Here is a 19,987-nt window from a genome sequence, read left to right as displayed (position 1 = left end):
CGGAGCTGATAGCGAACTGACGGACAGTCAGATCGTGCGCAGAGCGTAGGGCTCGGCGCCTTGTCGGTCCAGAGGCGCGCGACTAGCCTGCTGAATGAAGCAAATCTGACGGTCCATCAGATACCTGAGTGCCCAGTGGGGGATCCATGACCGAACTGCCCCGCATCATCAGCGTCGACGACCATGTGATCGAGCCCGCACACCTCTTCGAGACCTGGCTGCCGCAGAGGTACCGCGACCGGGGCCCGCAGCCCCTGACCGCCGGGATCGGCGAGCTCGCCTACGTCGGCGGGAAGTACCGGATCACGATGGACCCGGAGGGCCAGCCGACCGACTGGTGGATCTACGAGGACCTGAAGTTCCCGTACAAGCGCAATATCGCCGCCGTCGGCTTCGACCGCGACGAGATGACCCTGGAGGGCATCACCCGGGAGGAGATGCGGCGCGGCTGCTGGGATCCCAAGGCCCGCCTCGAGGACATGGACCTCAACCACGTCGAGGCCAGCCTCTGCTTCCCCTCCTTCCCGCGCTTCTGCGGGCAGACCTTCGCCGAGGCGCACGACAAGGAGGTCGCGCTGGCCTGTGTGCGCGCCTACAACGACTGGATGGTCGAGGAGTGGTGCGGCGACAGCGGCGGCCGGCTCATCCCGCTCTGCCTGATCCCGCTGTGGGACGTCGACCTCGCGGTCGCGGAGATCCGGCGCAACGCCGCGCGCGGGGTGAAGGCGGTGACCTTCTCCGAGATCCCCACCTACCTCGGCCTGCCCTCCATCCACTCCGGCTACTGGGACCCCTTCTTCGCGGTCTGCCAGGAGACCGGGACGGTCGTCAACATGCACATCGGCAGCAGCTCCCAGATGCCTGCCGCCTCCCCCGACGCGCCCCCCGCCGTGCAGGCCTCGCTGAGCTTCAACAACGCCATGGCCTCGATGATGGACTACCTGTTCAGCGGGGTGCTGGTGAAGTTCCCGACCCTCAAACTCGCCTACTCCGAGGGCCAGATGGGCTGGATCCCGTACGCCCTGGAACGCGCCGACGACGTCTGGGAGGAACACCGCGCCTGGGGCGGGGTGCGCGACCTGATCCCGGAGCCCCCGTCGACGTACTACTACCGGCAGATGTTCTGCTGCTTCTTCCGCGACAAGCACGGGGTGGCCTCGCTGGACGTGGTGGGCCGGGACAACGCCACCTTCGAGACCGACTACCCGCACGTCGACTCGACCTTCCCGCACACCAAGGAGGTCGCCCTCGACCATGTGAAGGGCCTCGACGACGAGACGGTGTACAAGCTGATGCGCGGCAACGCGATCCGCATGCTCGACCTGGACCTCGACCGCTGATGGACCTGTCGTACACGCCCGAGGAGGAGGAGTTCCGGGCGCGGCTGCGGGAGTGGCTCGGCAAGGTGCTGCCGACGCTGCCGGCGAAGCCCTCCCCGGAGGACTGGCCCGGACGCAGGGCGTACGACCTCGGGTGGCAGCGGATGCTGTACGACGCGGGATACGCCGACGTCCACTGGGACGCCTCCCCGACCACCCGGCTGATCTTCCTGGAGGAGACCGAGAGGGCGGGCGCGCCCTATGTGGGCGCGAACTTCGTCGGACTGCTGCACGCCGGGCCGACGATCGCCGCCGAGGGGACGCCCGGGCAGCGGGCCCGCTGGCTGCCGCCGATCCTGCGCGGCGAGGAGGTCTGGTGCCAGGGCTTCAGCGAACCGGACGCCGGCTCCGACCTCGCGGCACTGCGCACGCGCGCGCGCAGGGACGGCGACGAGTACGTGGTGAGCGGGTCCAAGATCTGGACCTCGCACGCCGAAGTGGCCGACTGGTGCGAGCTGTTGGTCCGTACGGACCCGGCGGCGCCGAAGCATCGCGGGATCACCTGGCTGGCCATGCCCATGTCCTTGCCGGGCGTCACCGTACGGCCGCTGCGGACGCTTGCCGGGTCGGCCGAGTTCGCGGAGGTGTTCCTCGACGACGTGCGGGTGCCGGTGGCGAACCGGGTCGGGGAGGAGAACGACGGCTGGCGCGTGACCATGGTGACGCTGTCGTTCGAGCGCGGTACGGCGTTCGTGGGCGAGGTGGTGGCCTGCCGGCGGGTGCTGGGCGAACTCGCCGCCGAGGCACGCCGGCGCGGCCGCTGGGACGATCCGGCACTCCGGCGCCGCCTCGGGAGGCTGAATGCGGAGTTCCGGGGGCTGTGGCGGCTGATCCAGTGGAACGTGAGCGAGGCGGAGGCCTCCGGGGGTGTGCCGGGGGTGGGGGGATCGGTTTTCAAGCTGCGGTATTCGCATGCGCGGCAGGAGTTGTACGACGCCGCCGCCGACGTCCTCGGGGAGGACGCACTCGATCTCGGGCGGCCGTGGGTGCTGGACCGGTTGTCGTCGCTGGCGTACACCATCGCGGCCGGTACCTCGCAGATTCAGCAGAACATCGTGGCCGAGCGGATTCTCGGGTTGCCGAAGGGGAGGTGAGCGGTGCGGTTTCAACTGACTGTTGAGCAGCGGGCTTTGCGGGATGCCGTGCGGGGTGTGATCGGTCGGGGGCCGTCCGCGGGTCCGTGGGGGCTGGTCGCGCCCCGCGGCGGAGCCGCTGATGTATACAGCCCCGCGCCCCTTCAGGGCGCCGCCGAACCCGGCGCCCTTCAGTCGAGGGCGGATAATTCCCCGCCTTGTCTCGACCGTGCGTTTTGGCAGGCGCTCGGGGAGCTCGGGCTCTTCTCGCTGCGCTTGTCCGAGGCCGACGGTGGGGCCGGACTCGGGTTGCCCGAGGCTGTGTTGGCGTTCGAGGAAGCCGGGCGGGCGTTGGTGCCCGGACCGCTGGTCGCCACGCATCTCGCGGCCGGGGAAGTGCCCGGAGCCGCCACGGGGGAGGTTGTCGTGGCCGCCGCGGACGGCAGGATCGTGGAGTGGCTGGACGAGGCGGACGTCGTGCGGCGCGGGGCCGAGGGGGCCGTACCCATGCGGTCGGTGGACCCGCTGACCCCCCTGCACCGGGTGCCCGCGCCGGCCCCCTCCGATCCCGTCGCAGACCTCCTCACCGCCGCCGAGCAGCTCGGCACCGCCACGCGGGTGTGCGAGCTGGCCGTGCAACACGCCCGGACTCGCGAGCAGTTCGGGCAGCCGATCGGGGCCTTCCAGGCGGTGAAGCACCTGTGTGCGCAGATGCTGGTGCGCGCCGAAGTGGCACGCGCCGCGGTCTACGGGGCCGCCGTCACCGCCGACCGCACCGACATCGCCGCGGCCCGGCTGCTCGCCGACGAGGCCGCCGTGCGCGGCGCCCGGGACTGCCTCCAGGTGCACGGCGGCATGGGCTTCACCTGGGACTCCGAGGTGCATCTGCATCTGAAGCGGGCGTGGGTGCGGGCGCAGCGTGGTGGCGGCGTCACGGAGAGTGAGGAGCTGCTCGCGGCCGATCTGGTGGCCTGAACGGCCCCGGCCTGGGATGTCAGGGAAGCCGCCCCCGCCGTTGTCGCGGATTGTGGCATACCGGAATTACGGAGCGTTGATATCGGGTTGTGTCCTATGCGTGACCCGTCACGTCCTGGAGTCGGCGTCCCGCTCCGGTACCTTCTGTGGGATGCGAGAGGCCGCGAGCATGAGCCGTACCGGTGTTGCCCCCGGGGTGATGCCGGAACTGGCCTGTTCGAGTCCCCGCAGTGAGCGTCGCACAGTATGCCGCACGGGTACTCCTTCGCGCTGGAATATGCCCGAAGCGCTTGTTGGCGTGACTGTACGTCAACCATGCTGTCTCTTAAGGGATTCACGTTCCGTGACCCTTGCTCTGGGCTCTGCACTGGCCATTGTTCTGGTCATGCAGAAAATGGCTACGATCGTGGCCCTCGTTGCGGCGCGCGCGTGGCGCGAGGTCATGTGTCCGCCGGTTCGGATGGTGTGAGCGGTGCAGGTGCTTCAGGTGCAGCTGGAAGTCCGGCCCGACCCTGCTGAGGTGGGGCGAGCCCGGCGGTGGGCGCGTTCCCGCCTCGCCGGGTCCGGGATAGAGGCCGACGAGCCGCTCGCCGAGACGCTGATCCTGCTCGTCTCCGAACTGGTCACCAACGCCATTGTGCACACCGGCTGTCCGGCCGTGCTGCGGCTCTCCCTGCCCGGTGTGGCCGCCGAGTCGGCCACCGTCCGCCTCGAGGTGGCCGACACCAGCGACCGGGCCCCCGTGCCCCGGTGCGCCGACGGTGACGCGACCGGCGGCCGCGGCCTCGCCCTCGTCGACGGTCTCGCCGACCGCTGGGGCTGGAGCCCCGAGGGCGCGGGCAAGCGCATCTGGTGTGAACTCGACCGCTGCGCACAGACCCGGCAGACCGCACAGGCCTGTGTGGCCGGCGCGACGGCGTACGAGGGCCTGGCGTTCGAGGCGGTGTGACCGGCGCACGCGCACCGAAGACCCGTCAGCTGCGGTGCACGGTCGCAGAAAACGCTCTCACGCCCTGCCCGGCTGAGGCGATGCGCCGGGATGTGCTTCTGTGCGCGCCCGCGACAAATTGGGCTTAAGTAATAAATCCCCGTACGGGTGTTGACGCATCGTGTCCGTTTGATCACGCTTGTGGTCAGCGATTCGCCGTGAGGGGACGACGAGGGCTTCGGTGACGGGAGCCCTCGACGAGTGCGGATCGTGATTCGGCGTTGGCTCCGTCAGGGCCCAGGGAGTCGATGGGGGTCCCCCCGCTCGAGCGAAGTCGAGAGTCGGGGAGGGTGCGCCGAGTCGGTCGGCGGCGCGTGGTGCCGTGCTCGGGGCGGGAGCACCGCGCCGCCGGTCGACGAACCTCACAGGACGGCGACGGGCGCCACCGGGGTCCCGGTCGCGCCCACGAAGGGCTCGGGCATCGCCGAGAGCAGGAACGTGTACCTGCCCTCTTCTCCACAGGCTGTGGACAACTCTTCGAGATTCCAGTTCTGGCCCTGGAGCATCCCCATCTCCACCAGGTCGAGCGCGTGCACGGGCAGCCACAGGTCCTCGATCTCGGGCGGGAAGATCTCGAACGTGAGGGTGTCGTTCGCGACGGCGGCCACGTCGCGCGCGTGGAACCACTCCGGGGTGCGGATCGACAGACCCGGCGAGGGATAGCCGTACGCGTGTCTGTCCCCGGCGAGACAGACCTGGATCTGCCCGGTGCGTACGAGCACTATGTCGCCGGCACGCACGCGCGTACCGGCCATCTCCTCGGCGGCCTCCAGGTCTTCCGGGGTGACCGCGTGTCCGCCCTCCAGCCGTTCGACGCCACGCGCGCGTGCCACGTCCAGCAGCACCCCGCGCGAGACGACGTGCCGCGCCTTGTCGATGCCGCTGAACTCGGCGCCGCCGTGCGCGGTGACGGTGCCGGCCGGTCGGCCGTTGTAGAGCCGGCCCGAGTGCGAGACATGGGGCAGCGCGTCCCAGTGGGTGGCGGCCTGCAGCCCCATGGTCACGGCGTCGTCGCTGCACGCCACCGACCCCGGGCCGAACAGCTCCTGGTTGATCTGCACCATCGCGTGCAGCGGATTCACCCGCCCCGGGATCATCCCGGTCTGCACGCCGTCCTGCTGCAAGGGCAGCGCGAGGGGAACGCGGCGGCCCGTGCGGACGGTCGCGGCGGCCTCGCGGACGACCTCGTCGGTGATCAGGTTGAGGGTGCCGATCTCGTCGTCGGCGCCCCAACGGCCCCAGTTGTTGACGCGCCCTGCGATCTCGGTGAACTCCGCGGGCATCGACATCGGCTCTCCCCGGGGCTTGTCTCCAGGTATCTGACGGGACATAAAATCTAACGGTCCGTCAGAAACCGCGGGAAGGGGCCGGACGTGGGGAACTTCTTGGCAGGCAAGGTCGTCGCCGTGACGGGCGCCGGACGGGGCATCGGCCGTGCGGTGGCGCTGGCCGCGGCGGCCGAGGGGGCGAAGGTCGTCGTCAACGACTACGGGGTCGCCGTCGACGGGGCCTCGCCCACCAGCGAGGTCGCCGAGAGCGTCGTCAAGGAGGTCGAGGCGGCGGGTGGAGAGGCCGTCGCGGTGGCCGACGACGTGTCCACGATGGCCGGCGGTCAGCGGGTGGTCGACGTCGCTCTCTCGTCGTACGGGCGGCTCGACGGTGTGGTGTGCGTCGCCGGGATCCTGCGTGAGCGGATGCTGTTCAACATGTCCGAGGAGGAGTGGGACCCGGTGGTCGCCACTCACTTGAAGGGCACGTTCACCGTGTTTCGGGCGGCTTCCGCGGTGATGCGGCAGCAGCGGGCGGGGACCTTGATCGGGTTCACCAGCGGGAACCATCAGGGGTCGGTCTCGCAGGCCAATTACAGCGCCGCGAAGGGCGGGATCATCTCGCTGGTGCGGAGCGCTGCGCTGGGCCTGCACAAGTACGGGGTGAGTGCCAATGCGGTGGCGCCCGTGGCCCGTACGCGGATGTCGGCGAACGTTCCCATGGAGCTGACGGAGATCGGGGAGCCGGAGGATGTGGCCGCCCTGGTGGTGTATCTGCTGTCCGACCGGGCGAAGGAGCAGGGCATCACCGGGCAGGTGTACACCATCGCGGGGCCGAAGCTGGCGGTTTGGGCGCAGCCGCGGGAGCTTCGTTCTGCTTTTGCCGAGGGGGCTTGGACGCCTGAGCGGGTTGCGGAGGTTTTGCCGGGGGCGGTGGGGGTGGATCCGATGCCGATGCTTGAGCGGTTGGCGGCGATGGAGAAGGCCGCTGCCAGGGGTGATCGGCCGAACGCCTAATCGCCTCGGGGCGTGCGGTTTGTTTGGCGAGTGCGGGCTCGTTGTGGCTGGTCGCGCAGTTCCCCGCGCCCCTTAAAGGCCGTTGCTGTGACCGGCGTTGAGAGGAGACCCGGTGGACTTTGGATTCGGTGCTGAGGACGAGGAGTTCCGGGCAGGAGCGCGAGCGTGGCTCTGCGAGCACGTCGAGGTCGGGCAGGATCGTCGCATCTGGGAACGCACCCTCGGCAAGGCGGGCTGGATCGGGCTCGGGTGGTCGGAAGGCGGGTACGGCAATCGGACTGCCACGCTCACCCAACAAGTTGTCTGGGCCGAGGAGTACGCGCGGTCGGGGGCGCCGCCGCGGTCGGGGCACATCGGGGAGAAGCTGCTGGCGCCCACCCTGCTCGCGCACGGAACGGCGGATCAGAAGAGCCGGTTTCTTCCGGCGATCGCCGCCGGTGACGAGCTGTGGTGTCAGGGGTACAGCGAACCCGGTGCCGGGTCCGATCTGGCCGGGGTTCGGACGGCGGCCGTACGTGAGGGGGCGGGCTATCGGATCACCGGGCAGAAGATCTGGACCTCGCTGGCGCACGAGGCCGACTGGTGCTTTGTGCTGGCCCGGACCGAACCCGGGTCCCGTCGGCACCATGGGCTGACGTTTCTCCTCGTCCCCATGGACCAGCCGGGGCGGATCGAGGTGCGGCCCATTCGGCAGCTGACCGGGACCAGCGACTTCAACGAGGTCTTCTTCGACGGGGCACGCGCGCGCGTGGAGCACGTCGTCGGGGACGAAGGGGGCGGGTGGAAGGTCGCGATGAGTCTGCTCGGGTTCGAGCGGGGGGTTTCCACGCTGGCCCAGCAGATCGGGTTCGCCGAGGAGTTGGGGCGGGTGGTGCGGGCCGCCGTGGAGACGGGGGCGGCCGCCGATCCCGTCGTACGGGAACGGTTGGTGCGGCAGTGGGCCGAGCTGCGGACCATGCGGTGGAACGCCCTGCGGACGCTGGGGGGTTCCCAAGACGCCGGGGCGTCCAGCGTGGCCAAGCTGTTGTGGGGCGGCTGGCATCAGCGGCTCGGGGAGCTGGCGATGCTGGTGCGCGGGGCCGTGGCGGGGGTCGGGCCGGTGGACTGGTCGCCGACGGCGCCGTACGAGCTCGACTCGTTGCAGCAGCTGTTCCTGTTCTCCCGGGCCGACACGATCTACGGCGGTTCGGACCAGGTCCAGCGCACGATCATCGCCGAGCGGGTGCTCGGCCTGCCCAGGGAGCCCAAGGGGGTCTTCTGATGCGCGGTGTGGTGTTCGACGGCAAGCGGCTCGAGGTCGTGGACGACCTGGAGGTGCGGGACCCGGGGCCGGGGGAGGTGCAGGTCGCCATCTCGGCAGCCGGGTTGTGCCACAGCGATCTGTCCGTGGTGGACGGGACCATACCGTTCCCCGTTCCCGTGGTGCTCGGGCATGAAGGGGCGGGGGTGGTGGAGGCCGTCGGCGCCGGGGTCACGCATGTGCGGGTGGGTGATCATGTCGCACTGTCCACGCTGGCCAACTGCGGTACGTGCGCGGAGTGCGACCGGGGGCGGCCGACGATGTGCCGGCAGGCGATCGGGCGTCCCGGGCAGCCGTTCGTGCAGGGCGGCCGGCCGGTGTACCAGTTCGCCTCCAACTCGGCGTTCGCGGAGCGGACCGTGGTGAAGGCGGTGCAGGCGGTCCGGATTCCCGAGGACATTCCCCTGCCGGCCGCCGCGCTGATCGGGTGCGGGGTGCTGACCGGGGTGGGCGCCGTGCTCAACCGGGCGAGAGTGGACCGCGGGGACAGCGTCCTGGTCATCGGCACCGGCGGCATCGGGCTCAACGTCATCCAGGGCGCGCGGATCGCGGGTGCCCCGCGAATCGTCGCCGTCGACGCGAACCCGGCGAAGGAGGCGGTGGCCCGGCAGTTCGGGGCGACGCACTTCCTGACGTCGACGGACGGCGTGAAGGAGATCCTGCCCACGGGCGCCGACCACGCCTTCGAGTGCGTCGGGCGGGTGGAACTGATCCGGCAGGCCATCGACCTGCTCGACCGGCATGGCCAGGCGGTGCTGCTGGGCGTGCCCGCGGCGACCGCGGAGGCCTCCTTCCGCGTCTCCTCCATGTACCTCGACAAGTCCATCCTGGGCTGCCGGTACGGCTCTTCGCGGCCCCAGCGGGACATCGCGCTCTACGCCGACCTGTACCGCGAAGGACGGCTGCTGCTGGACGAGCTGGTGACCGAGACCTACCCGATCGAGGACTTCGAGAAGGCGAAGGCGGATGCGGAGGCGGGGCGGGTGGCCAGGGGAGTGCTCACCTTCTAGCTGCTCACCTTCTGCCTCTGGGGGCTCACCTCCGGGTTCTGGCTGCTCACCTTCTCGCCGGTCAGCGCCCCGGCACGGAAAGTACGGCGATACGCGGTGGGCGTGACGCCGAGGACCGTCTGCAGGTGCTGTCGCATCGACTGTGCCGTACCGAAGCCCGCCTCCTGGGCCACCTGGTCGACGGACAGGTCCGTCGACTCCAGCAGGTATCGGGCGCGCTCCACGCGCTGCTGGGTGAGCCACTGGCCGGGGCTGACGCCGACCTCCTCGCGGAAGCGGCGGGTGAAGGTGCGTACCGACATGGACTCCTGCGCGGCCATGTCGCGGAGCTGGATCGGCTCGTGCAGCCGGCCCAGGGCCCAGGCGCGGGCGCCCCTCGTGGTCGCCAACTGGGGCTCGGGGAGCGGGCGTTGGATGTACTGCGCCTGGCCGCCGTCGCGGTGCGGGGGGACGACGGTGCGGCGGGCGATCTCGTTGGCGACGGCGGTGCCGTGGTCGCGGCGCACCATGTGCAGGCACAGGTCGATGCCGGCCGCGACGCCGGCCGAGGTCAGGATGTCGCCGTCGTCGATGAACAGCACGTTCGGATCCACCTCGATCTTCGGGAAGAGGCGTTGCAGCTGGTCGGTCTCCGCCCAGTGCGTGGTGGCGGGGCGGCCGTCGAGGTAGCCGGCCGCGGCGAGCACGAACACACCGGTGCAGATGGAGGCGAGCCGGGTGCCGGGGCGGATGTGGGCGAGGGCCGCGGCCAGCTCCTCGGTGAGGACGCCCTCCTCGAAGACCGGGCCGAGCTCGTACGACGCCGGGACGATGACCGTGTCGGCGGTGGCCAGGGCCTCCGGGCCGTTCTCGATCTGGATGGCGAAGTCCGCGTCGGTCTCGACCGGGCCCGGTGGCCGGATCGAGCAGGTCACGACCTCGTACAGATGCCGTCCCCGGGCGTCCTTGGGACGCCCGAAGATGCGGTGCGGGATGCCCAGCTCGAAGGGGAGCAGGCCGTCCAGGGCGAGGACGACCACGCGGTGCGGGCGGAACTCCGGGTCAGCCGGCTCACTGCTCATGGCCCGATCCTAGCGAATGCTGTCCTTCGGGCCAGTGGCTGCGCCCGGTTCCGGCCTGGATGCTCTATGTCGTGACCCAGACAACCGAACCAGCAGCAGTCGAAACGGCCCCCGAGCCCGGGCGATCCCCCCGCATCCGTGTCCACCGGGCGTGGTTCGTCGCCGCCGTCACCTTCGTGACGATCATCGGCGCGGCCGCCTTCCGCTCACTTCCCGGCCTGCTCATCGACCCGCTGCACCAGGATTTCGGCTGGTCGCGCGGCACGATCGGGGCCGCGGTCTCCGTCAACCTCGCGCTGTACGGCCTCACCGCCCCGTTCGCGGCGGCGCTGATGGACCGCTTCGGCATCCGCAAGGTCGTGGCCGTCGCATTGACCGTGATCGCACTCGGCTCGGGCCTGACGGTGTGGATGACGGCCGCCTGGCAGCTGCTGCTGTGCTGGGGTCTGCTGGTCGGTCTGGGGTCCGGCTCGATGGCGCTGGCCTTCGCCGCGACCGTGACCAACCGCTGGTTCACCGAGCGCCGCGGCCTGGTCACCGGCATCCTCACCGCGGCCTCGGCCTCCGGCCAGCTGATCTTCCTGCCGCTGCTGTCCTGGATCGTCGAGAAGCACGACTGGCGCCCGGCGGCAGTCACGGTGGCCCTCGCCGCCCTCGCGGTCGTCCCCTTCGTCTGGCTGCTGCTGCGCGACCACCCGGCGGACGTGGGCCTGAAGCCGTACGGCGCCACGGAGTTCGTGCCGAAGCCAGAGCCCGCGGTCGGGGCCGCCCGCCGAGCCGTGAGAGTGCTGTTCTCGGCGTCCCGCACCGGCACCTTCTGGCTGCTGGCCGGCACCTTCGCGATCTGCGGCGCCTCCACCAACGGGCTCATCCAGACCCACTTCGTGCCCGCCGCCCACGACCACGGCATGCCCGTCACGGCGGCGGCCTCGCTGCTCGCGGTCATCGGCGTGTTCGACGTGGTCGGCACGATCGCCTCCGGCTGGTTCACCGACCGCTTCGAACCGCGCCGACTGCTGGCGGTCTACTACGCCCTGCGCGGCATCAGCCTGCTCTTCCTGCCGATGCTCCTGGCCCCGTCGGTCCACCCCCCGATGCTGTTCTTCATCGTCTTCTACGGCCTCGACTGGGTCGCCACCGTCCCGCCGACCGTCGCCCTGTGCCGGGAGCAGTACGGCGACGACAGTGCCATCGTCTTCGGCTGGGTCCTCGCCTCCCACCAGGTCGGCGCCGCACTCGTGGCCTTCCTCGGGGGCGTCGCGCGGGACGTCTTCGGCTCGTACGACATGGTCTGGTACGCGTCCGGGGCACTGTGCGCGATGGCGGCCCTGATGGCGTTGGTCATCCGGCGCAGGCCGGCGGTTCCGGTGCCGGCGGCAGCCTGAGCGCCGTGCCTCGGCTCGCGCGGTCGAGGGGTTCGAAGCCGGTGGTCGACCCCTCACCCCTCCAGTCGCCCGAACCGCCCCCGATGGAAGATCAGAGGTTCGTCGGAGGCGGCTCCGGTGCCGAGGGCCTCGACGCGGCCCACGACGATCAGGTGGTCGCCCCCGGTATGCACGGCGTGGATCGTGCAGTCGATCCAGGCGGCTGCGCCCGTAAGCCGCGGTGAGCCCGAGACCGGTGCCGCGTCGTATGCGACCCCCGTGAACTTGTCCGCGCCGCTCACCGCGAAGGCGCGGCACAGATCGCCCTGGTGGGCGCCCAGCACGTTGACGCAGAAGACGCCCGTGCGGGCGATGCGCGGCCAGGTCGTCGACGTACGGCCGACCATGAAGGCGACCAGCGGCGGGTCGAGGGAGAGGGACGAGAAGGACTGGCAGGCGAAGCCGGCGGGAGTGGACTCGCCGTCGGTGGCGGGGGCGGTGACGACGGTGACGCCCGTCGCGAAGGTGCCGAGGACGCGGCGGAACTCGGTCGGGTCGACCGGCGCCCGTTCGTCCGCGCCGACGCAGCGCAGCTCCGGGCGCGGCAGCGCTTCTACGGGGGCCGGGGTCCCGGCCGACCTGAGGTAGCGGACGGCGGCCGCGGCCGCCCCTGCGTGTCCCATCACCCCTCCATTGAAGCTGACGGTTCGTCAGATGGGAAGGTCAGCGGCCCTTGAACTCGGGGCTTCTGCGCTCCACGAAGCTCCGTACGCCTTCCTGCGCGTCCCCGGTCGTCATGTTGATCTCCTGTGCGGCCGCCTCGGCGGCGAAGGCCGTCGCCCGGTCGGCGTCCAGGGAGGCGTTGACCAGCTGTTTGGTCAGGGCGAGGGCGCGGGTCGGACCCGCGGCCAGGCGGGCCGCCCATTCACGGGCCGTCTTGTCCAGCTCGGCGTCCGGGACGACCCGGTTGACCAGACCCAGGCGTTCGGCCTCGGTCGCGGACAGTGCGTCGCCGAAGAACATCAGCTCCTTGGCGCGCTGCGGGCCGATCAGACGGGGCAGGAGATACGCCCCGCCGCCGTCCGGGACCAGTCCCCGCCGTACGAACACCTCGATGAACCTGGCAGACTCCGCGGCCAGTAGGAGGTCGCAGGCGAGCGCGAGATGGGCGCCGAGGCCGGCCGCCGTGCCGTTCACCGCCGCGATCACCGGCTTCTCGCAGTCCAGGACGGCGGCGATCAGACGCTGGGCGCCCAGCCGCAGGACGCGGGCCACGTCCCCGGGGATCCGCTCCCCGCCGGCGCCGGCTCCGCGGAGGTCCGCCCCGGCGCAGAAGCCCCGGCCCGTGCCTGTGAGGACCACCGCCCGTACGTCCGGATCCGCCGAGGCCTCGGCCAGCAGGTCGATGATCCGGTCGCGTTGACCGGGGGTGAGGGCGTTGAGGGCCTCCGGCCGGTTGAGGGTGAGGTGGCGGACCTGGCCGTCCGTCGTCTGCAGGATCTCGGTCACCGGCACACCGCCAGCGCGTCCAGCGCCACGGCTCCCTGCCCCGCGGGCAGCACCATCAGCGGGTTGATGTCGAGCTCCGCGAGCTCGTGCCCGAGTTCCAGCGCCATGCGCTGCACCCGCAGGACGACTTCGACGAGCGCGTCGAGGTCGGCCGGGGGACGCCCACGGACCCCGTCGAGCAGAGCCCTCCCGCGCAGGTCGCAGAGCATGTCCCGGGCCTGCTCCTCACCGAAGGGTGGCACGCGTACGGCGACGTCGTGCAGCACCTCGACCAGCACCCCGCCGAGCCCGACGGTCACGGTCGGGCCGAACAGCTCGTCGTGCGTGACGCCGACGACCATCTCCACGCCCCGCTCGACCATCTGGCACACCAGGACGCCGTCCAGGGACACGCCCTCGTAGCGCGCGATGTCGGTCAACTCCCGGTAGGCGTCCCGGACCTGGCTGGCGGAGGTCAGCCCGACCTTGACCAGCCCCAGTTCGGTCTTGTGGGCGATCTGCGCGCCGGACGCCTTCATCACCACCGGGTAGCCCACCAGGCCCGCCGCGCGTACGGCCGCTGCCGCGCTGGTCACCAGCTGCTCGCGCGGTACGCGGATCCCGTACGCCCGCAGCAGCTGCTTCGCCGCGTGCTCGCTGAGCTGCTTGCCCGGGCGCATCAGCGCCTGCGCCTTGCGGAAGGAGGGCGAGGTGGCGCGGGGGGCCTCGTCGAAGGGGGAGCGGTAGCCGGTGGTGAAGCGGTGGTGGTCGAGGTAGGCGCGGACCGCGGTGATGCAGTTCGCGACGGTGCGGAAGGTGGCCACCCGCGAGGAGCCCAACAGGACGTCGCGGTAGGCCGGTTCGGTGCCGACCGGGGACCCCCAGACCACGCAGACCAGCTTGTCCGTCCGCTCGGCCGCGTCCACCAGATCCTGGACCAGCCTGTCGCTGAGGGGAGGGAAGGGGCCGGTGATCGGGCAGATCAGGACGCCGACGGAGGGGTCCTCCAGGATCGCGTCGATGATCTTCCGGCCACGCCAGTCGCCGACCGGATGCCCGCCGTTGTCGACCGGGTTGGCCACGCTCAGATAGTCCGGTATCCACTGGTGCAGCTCGGCCTGCTTGGCCTGGGAGAGAACCGGCAGCCGCAGCCCCGCCTCGGTCGCCAGGTCGGCGAAGTGCGCGCCCGTGCCGCCCGAGATCGAATACACGACGACTCCCTCCGCGCGCGGCGGCCGGGCGCGCGCCAACAGGGCCGCGGTGTCCTGGAGTTCGTCGAGCCCGTCCACCCGGATCACGCCGAACTGCCGCATCGCCGCGTCCACCACCGTGTCCGCGCCGGTCAGCTTGCCGGTGTGGGAGGCGGCCGTGCGGGCGCCCGTCTCGGTGCGGCCCACCTTGACGGCGACGACCGGCACCCCGCGCCGGGCCGCCCGGTCGGCGGCGAGCAGGAAGGCCCGGCCGTCCTTCAGCCCCTCGACGTAGCAGGCGATGGCACCGACCTCGGGCTGCTCGGCGAAGTAGGAGATGAAGTCGGCGGTCTCGAGGTCGGCCTCGTTGCCGGTGGGCGCCCAGTGGGAGAGCCGGATGCCCAGGTCCTGGAGGGAGAAGACGGGCCGGCCCTGGTGGCCGGACTGGGTGATGAGCGCGATGGCCGGTCCGTCGAGGTCGTCCCGGAACCGCTCGAAGGCGTTGAGGTTGGTGTTGGGGCCGAGCAGCCGCATCCCGGAGCGCCGTACGGCCCCCGCCAGACGCTCCTGCGCGGCCGCGCCCTCCGCGCCGGTCTCCGCGAACCCGGAGGCGAAGACGACCGCGAACTTCACCTTGGCCTCGGCCAGCTCCTCGAGCACCGGAAGGGGATCGGCGATCAGCAGTACGGCGAGATCGACCTGCTCGGGCAGGTCGGCGACGGAAGGGGAGCAGGGTATGCCGAAGACGGACGGGCGGCTCGGGTGGACGGGGTGCAGCCGTGCCCCGACCCGTCCGGCCCAGGCCACCAGCTGCTGGGTGATACCGGTGTTGGGACGCCCCTCGGTGTCCGAGGCGCCGATCACGGCGACGGTCTCGGGCCGGAAGAACCGGTCCAGATCGGGTACGTCGGCGTACAGGGGCAGGCCGCTGACGTCGAGGTCGTCGACTTCCGCGGGCCTGCCGTGGACGGCGGGCCCGGGTTGCTCGCCACAGGCGATGACCCGGGCCCGGCGGGAGTCGGTGGTGAGGGTGCCGTGGGTTGATCCAAGCATCGGTCCGCCCGCTCCTCTGAGACAGCTCATGAGAGCGCCAATAACTGACGCTCTGTCAGATTACTGAACTGACGCCATGTCAGGAACGGGCGTGCACGCAAAGTTGAACGGGCACTCAAGGCCGAAGGGGAAGCCGGTCCTTCCCGGCGGGGCTCCTCACAGCTCCGCGAGGACCTCCTTGGCCACCCGTTCCCCCGACCGCACGGCCCCGTCCATGTACCCGTTCCAGTAGGTGGAGGTCTCGGTGCCCGCCCAGTGGATGCCGCCGACCGGCTTGCGCAGGGCGGCCCCGTACGCGGTCAGGACGCCGGGCGGGGCGTAGGCGACCGGTCCGCCGCGGGAGAAGCCCTCGTTGTCCCAGCGCTGAAGTACGAAAGAGGTGGGGGACTTGGCCTTGTCGCCGAAGTAGTTGACGTAGTCCTTGAGCACGGCGGCCTTGACCTCGGCGACGCTCGACCCGTCGTACGCCCGCATCTCGTCGGCCTCGATGAAGCCCATCAGAGCGCCGTAGGACGCGTCGGGCGGTGAGTTGTCGAAGGTCGAGCGGACCACGCCGGAGTCGCTGACGACCTGGCCGTTGAGGCCGTCGGCCCGCCAGAAGGGGGTGTCGTAGACGGCGATCGCCTTGCCGATCGAGCCCATCGGCAGCCGCTGGCTTAGCTGGTCGCGCGAGGCAGGGAGCAGGGGGTCGAAGGTGATGCGCGCGGCCAGCGGCGGCGGTACGGCGACGACGACCTTCTTCGCCGTCACCGTCACCCCGTCCGCGGTCACCACGTACTTGCCGCCCGACTGCACGACCGAGCGCACCGGCGCGCTCAGCACCACCCGGTCGCCGAGCGTGGCGGCCAGCTTGATCGGCACCTGCTGGGAGCCGCCGACGAAGCGGGACTCCTGGGCGCCGTTCGCGGTGTCGGTGAGGCGTTCCAGGGTGCCGGCACTGGACTCGTTGCCGGCGGCGGCGATGTAGAAGAGCACGAAGAGGAGGGAGAGTTCCCGGGGCTGGGCCGAGAAGATCGAGGTGCAGGCCACGTCCAGCAGGAACTTGGCGGACGGGATGACCGCGTTGGCGTTCAGCCAGCTCTCGAAGGTCTGCTTGTCCCACTCGGCGGCCTTCGCGGCCGTCCAGGGCGCGTCGACCGGGACCTTCTTGGCCATGTCGTCCAGTGAGGCCTGCACGATCGCGGCGTTGGCGAGCCCGGCCGCGTCGACGGGCGGGACGGACCCGAGGATGCCGTCGGTGGCGTACGGGGTCCGGGTGCCGTCCTTGTAGAGAAGGTTCTTGCCGGTGTTGTAGGTGGTGAAGGTCGCCACGCCCAGGGAGTCGGCGAGGGCCTTGATGCGGTCCTGGGTGGGGCCGATGAACTCGCCGCCGCCCTCGGTGGAACCGCCGTTCGCCAGCGACAGGTTGACGACCCGGCCGCCCACGCGGTCGCGGGCCTCCAGGACGGCGACCGTCTTGCCGCCGGCCACCAGGTCGCGGGCCGCGGTGAGGCCGGCGAGACCGCCGCCGACGACGGCGACGTCCACGTCCCGCGTGGTCGCGGCGGACGCCGTACCGGCGGCGGTGGTGGTGAGGGTGACGGCTCCGGCAGCGGCGGCGGCGCCGCCGAGCAGGGAGCGTCGGGAGAGAGCTTGCGGGTGGTGCTGTCTTTCGCGTGCCACGTGCGTCCTCCGTATGGAGAGAGTGTGGGGAGAGTGTGGAGCCAGAAAGTGAGCAGCGTTCACATTCTGGCCCCGCACGGCGGCACGCTTCAACGCTCCCGTCACATCTGACTCAGACGTAACAAGAGTTCCTGGGAAGGGAGTTGAGGCCTTTGGAAGGGGTTGCGGGCTTCTACGTCATCCGGGCAGACGGGACAGCGCGTCCCCGCCGTTCTTCACGATGGTCCTCGCGATCTTCTCGGAGTCCATCGCCACCTCGCGGAGCGTGCCGCTGATGGGGGTGGTGAAGCCGGTGAAGTACAGGCCGGGGGCGTGCTGCGGGGCGCGGGCGCCGTGCGCCACGGGTCTGCCCCGCGCGTCGAGCACGTCGAGATGGCCGACCAGGCCTTCCAGGGCGCGGACGTATCCGGTGGCGGCGACGACGGCCTCCGGGGAGAGGCGGGTGCCGTCGGCGAGGGCGACCTTGCCGTCCTCGAAGCCGTCGACGGCGGCGACGACCTCGACCCGCCCCTTGCGGACGGCGTCGATGAGACCGACGTCCTGCACCGGGATGGCGCCCTCCTTGACCCGGCTGTACAGCCCGGTGTCGGGGCGGGGCAGCCCCTGCGCGGAGAGGTCGGGGACGCTCAGCTTCGCCATCGGCCGCGCGAGCCGGTCGACGAGCCCGGTCGGCAGCCGCCGTACCAGCACGCCCGTGTACTGGGCGGCCCATCCGGCGGTCGAGCGCCGCACGATGTGCGGGGCCGTCCGCACCGACAGCCGCACCCGTGAGGCGCCGCCCTCCACCAGGTCCACGGCGATCTCGGCGCCGGTGTTGCCGACGCCGACGACGAGGACGTCACGGCCGGCGTACGGCGCGGGGCTGCGGTACTCACCGGCGTGCAGGAACTCGCCGGTGTAGGTGTCCAGGCCGGCCCAGTCGGGGACGTACGGCGTGTGGTTGTAGCCGGTGGCGACGACGACCGCGGCGCCGGTCAGTTCGCGGCCGCCGGTGGCGTGCAGCAGCCAGCCCTCGCCGTCGGCTGCGCGTTCGACGCGGGAGACCTCGACGCCGGTGACGATCTCCAGTGCGTGCACCTCGGCGTACTTCTCCAGGTACCGCACCACGTCGTCCCGGGCCACCCACCGCCCGAACCGCCGCGGTATCGGCAGCCCCGGGAGGGCCGAGAGGCGGCGGGTGGTGTGCAGGTGGAGCCGGTCGTAGTGCCGCCTCCAGGCCGCACCCACCTGACCGGACTTCTCCAGGACCACGGCGCGTATCCCCCGGGCCCGCAGCGCGTACGCGACGGAGAGCCCGGCCGGGCCGCCGCCGATGACGTAGACGGGGCGCCGGCGGTCCGGTGCGCTTGCGGACGGAGAGGAGTCGGCCATGAGCGCGAGCGTAATCACGTGCCGGGTTGATGGGTCTCGGTCAAGCCCGGAATTGGTTGCGGATTGATCACGCCTGCAGGAGGGGTGGGTGGGACTGGTGACGTAGGCCACTCGGTTGTGATCATTCGGCGAGTACGGCCTCCCGTTCGCCGGCGGTTCACGACGCTTCCCGGATCGCGCCATCTGACGTACCGTCAGATTCATGGATGCGATCTGGCTCACGGGCGCGGAATGGCTGGCCGTGCTGCGCATAGGACTCGGGCTGTGGTGGCTGGAGAGCTGGCGGCACAAGGACCGCAAGGCCTGGTTCGAGCGCGGGACCGGGATCGCGTGGGCGGCGGGCATCGCGGCGAAGCACCGCTGGAACGCGGTCCGGTCCGGCTTCGAGGTCATGGTGGCGCCGCGCCCGCGGACGATGGCGTACGTCGTGGTGTACGCGGAGCTGGCGATCGGACTGGGACTGGTCGCCGGGTTCCTGAGCCCCGTCGCGCTGCTCGGGGCACTGCTGCTGAACGTCCTCTACTTCACCCTCATGATCCACGACGTGGCCGAGCAGGGGCAGAACTCGATGATGGCCCTGATGTCGGTGGTCGCGCTGTTCGGGATGTCGTGGCAGACGTGGTCGCTGGACAGCGCGCTGGGGCTGTTCTGATGGCCGGACGTGGTGCGGGTCGTCCCGGCGCGACCGGTTCCGGCGGGGGCGGTCCACGGTTCGACGTGCCGGAGGCCGACGCCTTCACGCGGACCTACTGGGACGCGGCCGCCGAGGGCAGGCTGCTGATCCGCCGCTGCGGGGAGTGCGGACGCGCCCACCACTACCCGCGCGAGTTCTGTCCCCACTGCTGGAGCGAGGACGTGCAGTGGGAGCGGGCGAGCGGCCGGGCGGTGCTCTACACCTGGTCCGTCGTCCACCGGAACGACCTGCCGCCCTTCGGGGAGCGGACGCCCTACGTGGCCGCGGTCGTCGACCTGGCGGAGGGGCCGCGGATGATGACGGAGCTGGTGGAGTGCGGGGCCGGTGAACTCCGGGCGGGGGCCGAGCTGGAGGTGGCGTTCAGGGAAGGCACCCCGGTATTCCGGCGGCGTGAGTGAGGCGTACGGGTTTGAATGGGCTGATGACCTCTGTGGACGCACAGCACATAGACCCGCATTCGTCCTCCCGTTCTTCGCCCTCCCCTTCCTCCTCCGCCTCCTTTCCCGATCTGTACGGTCATGGCATCCGCCTGCGCCTGTGGGACGCGGACTCGGACACCGATGTCGAGGCCTGGCTGCGCGGGCTCACGGACCCGGAGTTCCGGCGCTGGAACACACCGCTCAAGCAGGTCGACGACCTCGCCGGGGCGCGCGAGTCGCTGCGGGGCAAGGTGCTGGCCTCGACGGACGGTTCGGGGGCGTCGTACTGCGTGACCGACGCGGCGAGCGGTGCGGTGCTGGGGCACATCGGGGTCAACGCGATCGACCTCGTCCTGAGCGTTGCCCGGGTCGGGTACTGGGTGCTGCCCGAGGCCCGGGGAAAAGGCGTCGCCACCCGCGCTCTGGCCTTGGCCTCCCACTGGGCGCTGACCGACCTGGGGATACACCGGCTGGAGCTCGGCCATGCCCTCGGCCATGAGGCCTCGTGCCATATCGCCGAGCGGTGCGGGTTCCGCTACGAGGGGACGTTGCGCGGCGCGATGTGGGAGGCGGAGAGGCGGGACGCGTTCCGGGACGTGCATCTGCACGGGCGGATCGCCACGGACCCGGAGCCACAGCTGCCGTAATTCGAAGGCGTCGGGCGGCGGTGCGCGG

18 protein-coding genes are annotated in these 19,987 nt (G+C 71.1%); 11 read left to right on the top strand and 7 right to left on the bottom strand.

Annotation, left to right across the window (positions count from 1 at the left end):
• The first annotated feature begins 146 nt into the window (after positions 1 to 146).
• The 4 genes from ABT254_RS32565 to ABT254_RS32550 all read left to right on the top strand — a co-directional run bounded on the left by ABT254_RS32565 (position 147) and on the right by ABT254_RS32550 (position 4,376).
• Complete coding sequence (locus ABT254_RS32565; RefSeq protein WP_351477994.1) at positions 147 to 1,340, top strand: amidohydrolase family protein; 1,194 nt, start codon at positions 147 to 149, stop codon at positions 1,338 to 1,340.
• On the top strand, positions 1,340 to 2,473 hold the full coding sequence (locus ABT254_RS32560; RefSeq protein WP_351477991.1) for an acyl-CoA dehydrogenase family protein: 1,134 nt from the start codon (positions 1,340 to 1,342) through the stop codon (positions 2,471 to 2,473). The genes ABT254_RS32565 and ABT254_RS32560 overlap by 1 nt, the downstream gene beginning before the upstream one ends.
• Positions 2,474 to 2,476: 3 nt before the next feature.
• Positions 2,477 to 3,427, top strand: a complete 951-nt coding sequence (locus ABT254_RS32555; protein ID WP_351477988.1) for an acyl-CoA dehydrogenase family protein — start codon at positions 2,477 to 2,479, stop codon at positions 3,425 to 3,427.
• A gap of 487 nt (positions 3,428 to 3,914) precedes the next feature.
• Entirely contained in the window at positions 3,915 to 4,376 is a 462-nt protein-coding gene (locus ABT254_RS32550) for an ATP-binding protein (protein ID WP_351477985.1), read from the top strand.
• A 401-nt stretch (positions 4,377 to 4,777) separates the two neighbouring features.
• Here the strand turns inward: ABT254_RS32550 and ABT254_RS32545 are convergent, their stop codons facing one another.
• Positions 4,778 to 5,704, bottom strand: a complete 927-nt coding sequence (locus ABT254_RS32545) for a cyclase family protein (RefSeq protein ID WP_351477982.1) — start codon at positions 5,702 to 5,704, stop codon at positions 4,778 to 4,780.
• A gap of 84 nt (positions 5,705 to 5,788) precedes the next feature.
• Between ABT254_RS32545 and ABT254_RS32540 the strand changes: the two genes are divergently transcribed.
• The 3 genes from ABT254_RS32540 to ABT254_RS32530 all read left to right on the top strand — a co-directional run bounded on the left by ABT254_RS32540 (position 5,789) and on the right by ABT254_RS32530 (position 9,010).
• Entirely contained in the window at positions 5,789 to 6,700 is a 912-nt protein-coding gene (locus ABT254_RS32540) for an SDR family NAD(P)-dependent oxidoreductase (RefSeq protein WP_351477979.1), read from the top strand.
• Between the two features lie 112 nt (positions 6,701 to 6,812).
• Complete coding sequence (locus tag ABT254_RS32535; RefSeq protein WP_351477976.1) at positions 6,813 to 7,961, top strand: acyl-CoA dehydrogenase family protein; 1,149 nt, start codon at positions 6,813 to 6,815, stop codon at positions 7,959 to 7,961.
• The gene (locus tag ABT254_RS32530) at positions 7,961 to 9,010 is read left to right on the top strand and encodes a Zn-dependent alcohol dehydrogenase (protein ID WP_351477973.1); all 1,050 of its coding nucleotides are present in this window, start codon (positions 7,961 to 7,963) and stop codon (positions 9,008 to 9,010) included. Before ABT254_RS32535 ends, ABT254_RS32530 begins: the two co-directional genes overlap by 1 nt.
• On the opposite strand, the gene ABT254_RS32525 is transcribed toward ABT254_RS32530, so the two are convergent.
• On the bottom strand, positions 9,007 to 10,071 hold the full coding sequence (locus tag ABT254_RS32525; RefSeq protein WP_351477970.1) for a GlxA family transcriptional regulator: 1,065 nt from the start codon (positions 10,069 to 10,071) through the stop codon (positions 9,007 to 9,009). The genes ABT254_RS32530 and ABT254_RS32525 overlap by 4 nt on opposite strands.
• Positions 10,072 to 10,130: 59 nt before the next feature.
• Here ABT254_RS32525 and ABT254_RS32520 point away from each other — a divergent pair, with 59 nt between their 5' ends.
• The gene (locus tag ABT254_RS32520; RefSeq protein WP_450748425.1) at positions 10,131 to 11,456 is read left to right on the top strand and encodes an MFS transporter; all 1,326 of its coding nucleotides are present in this window, start codon (positions 10,131 to 10,133) and stop codon (positions 11,454 to 11,456) included.
• 53 nt (positions 11,457 to 11,509) lie between these two features.
• Here ABT254_RS32520 and ABT254_RS32515 read toward each other — a convergent pair whose 3' ends face one another.
• From ABT254_RS32515 to ABT254_RS32495, 5 genes are all read right to left on the bottom strand, one after another.
• The gene (locus tag ABT254_RS32515) at positions 11,510 to 12,118 is read right to left on the bottom strand and encodes a flavin reductase family protein (protein ID WP_351477964.1); all 609 of its coding nucleotides are present in this window, start codon (positions 12,116 to 12,118) and stop codon (positions 11,510 to 11,512) included.
• 40 nt (positions 12,119 to 12,158) lie between these two features.
• Positions 12,159 to 12,950: an enoyl-CoA hydratase/isomerase family protein gene (locus ABT254_RS32510; RefSeq protein WP_351477961.1), complete on the bottom strand. Its 792-nt coding sequence runs from the start codon at positions 12,948 to 12,950 to the stop codon at positions 12,159 to 12,161.
• Positions 12,941 to 15,166: an acetate--CoA ligase family protein gene (locus tag ABT254_RS32505; protein WP_351477958.1), complete on the bottom strand. Its 2,226-nt coding sequence runs from the start codon at positions 15,164 to 15,166 to the stop codon at positions 12,941 to 12,943. Before ABT254_RS32505 ends, ABT254_RS32510 begins: the two co-directional genes overlap by 10 nt.
• A gap of 156 nt (positions 15,167 to 15,322) precedes the next feature.
• Positions 15,323 to 16,828 (bottom strand): flavin monoamine oxidase family protein, encoded by a 1,506-nt coding sequence (locus ABT254_RS32500; protein ID WP_351477955.1) that lies wholly within the window; start codon positions 16,826 to 16,828, stop codon positions 15,323 to 15,325.
• Between the two features lie 177 nt (positions 16,829 to 17,005).
• Complete coding sequence (locus ABT254_RS32495; RefSeq protein WP_351477952.1) at positions 17,006 to 18,199, bottom strand: flavin-containing monooxygenase; 1,194 nt, start codon at positions 18,197 to 18,199, stop codon at positions 17,006 to 17,008.
• Between the two features lie 202 nt (positions 18,200 to 18,401).
• Between ABT254_RS32495 and ABT254_RS32490 the strand changes: the two genes are divergently transcribed.
• From ABT254_RS32490 to ABT254_RS32480, 3 genes are read left to right on the top strand one after another with little or no spacing between them, the layout of a single operon-like run.
• A complete protein-coding gene (locus ABT254_RS32490; protein ID WP_351477949.1) occupies positions 18,402 to 18,851 on the top strand; it encodes a DoxX family protein in 450 nt (149 codons plus the stop codon).
• Positions 18,851 to 19,291 (top strand): Zn-ribbon domain-containing OB-fold protein, encoded by a 441-nt coding sequence (locus tag ABT254_RS32485; RefSeq protein WP_351477946.1) that lies wholly within the window; start codon positions 18,851 to 18,853, stop codon positions 19,289 to 19,291. The genes ABT254_RS32490 and ABT254_RS32485 overlap by 1 nt, the downstream gene beginning before the upstream one ends.
• 23 nt (positions 19,292 to 19,314) lie before the next feature.
• Positions 19,315 to 19,959, top strand: coding sequence for a GNAT family N-acetyltransferase (locus ABT254_RS32480; protein WP_351477943.1), 645 nt, complete (start codon positions 19,315 to 19,317; stop codon positions 19,957 to 19,959).
• Positions 19,960 to 19,987: the final 28 nt, after the last annotated feature.

Source organism: Streptomyces sp. NPDC001137 (genome assembly GCF_040298885.1).
GTDB lineage: Bacteria > Actinomycetota > Actinomycetes > Streptomycetales > Streptomycetaceae > Streptomyces.
This window is presented reverse-complemented; position numbering and strand designations above follow the sequence as displayed.

Coding starts and splice junctions, on each gene's coding strand:
- ABT254_RS32545 (WP_351477982.1), bottom strand. CDS start 5,704: ATGTCGATGCCCGCGGAGTTCACCGAGATCGCAGGGCGCGTCAACAAC.
- ABT254_RS32560 (WP_351477991.1), top strand. CDS start 1,340: ATGGACCTGTCGTACACGCCCGAGGAGGAGGAGTTCCGGGCGCGGCTG.
- ABT254_RS32495 (WP_351477952.1), bottom strand. CDS start 18,199: ATGGCCGACTCCTCTCCGTCCGCAAGCGCACCGGACCGCCGGCGCCCC.
- ABT254_RS32565 (WP_351477994.1), top strand. CDS start 147: ATGACCGAACTGCCCCGCATCATCAGCGTCGACGACCATGTGATCGAG.
- ABT254_RS32505 (WP_351477958.1), bottom strand. CDS start 15,166: ATGCTTGGATCAACCCACGGCACCCTCACCACCGACTCCCGCCGGGCC.
- ABT254_RS32515 (WP_351477964.1), bottom strand. CDS start 12,118: ATGGGACACGCAGGGGCGGCCGCGGCCGCCGTCCGCTACCTCAGGTCG.
- ABT254_RS32480 (WP_351477943.1), top strand. CDS start 19,315: ATGACCTCTGTGGACGCACAGCACATAGACCCGCATTCGTCCTCCCGT.
- ABT254_RS32490 (WP_351477949.1), top strand. CDS start 18,402: ATGGATGCGATCTGGCTCACGGGCGCGGAATGGCTGGCCGTGCTGCGC.
- ABT254_RS32520 (WP_450748425.1), top strand. CDS start 10,131: ATGCTCTATGTCGTGACCCAGACAACCGAACCAGCAGCAGTCGAAACG.
- ABT254_RS32530 (WP_351477973.1), top strand. CDS start 7,961: ATGCGCGGTGTGGTGTTCGACGGCAAGCGGCTCGAGGTCGTGGACGAC.
- ABT254_RS32525 (WP_351477970.1), bottom strand. CDS start 10,071: ATGAGCAGTGAGCCGGCTGACCCGGAGTTCCGCCCGCACCGCGTGGTC.
- ABT254_RS32485 (WP_351477946.1), top strand. CDS start 18,851: ATGGCCGGACGTGGTGCGGGTCGTCCCGGCGCGACCGGTTCCGGCGGG.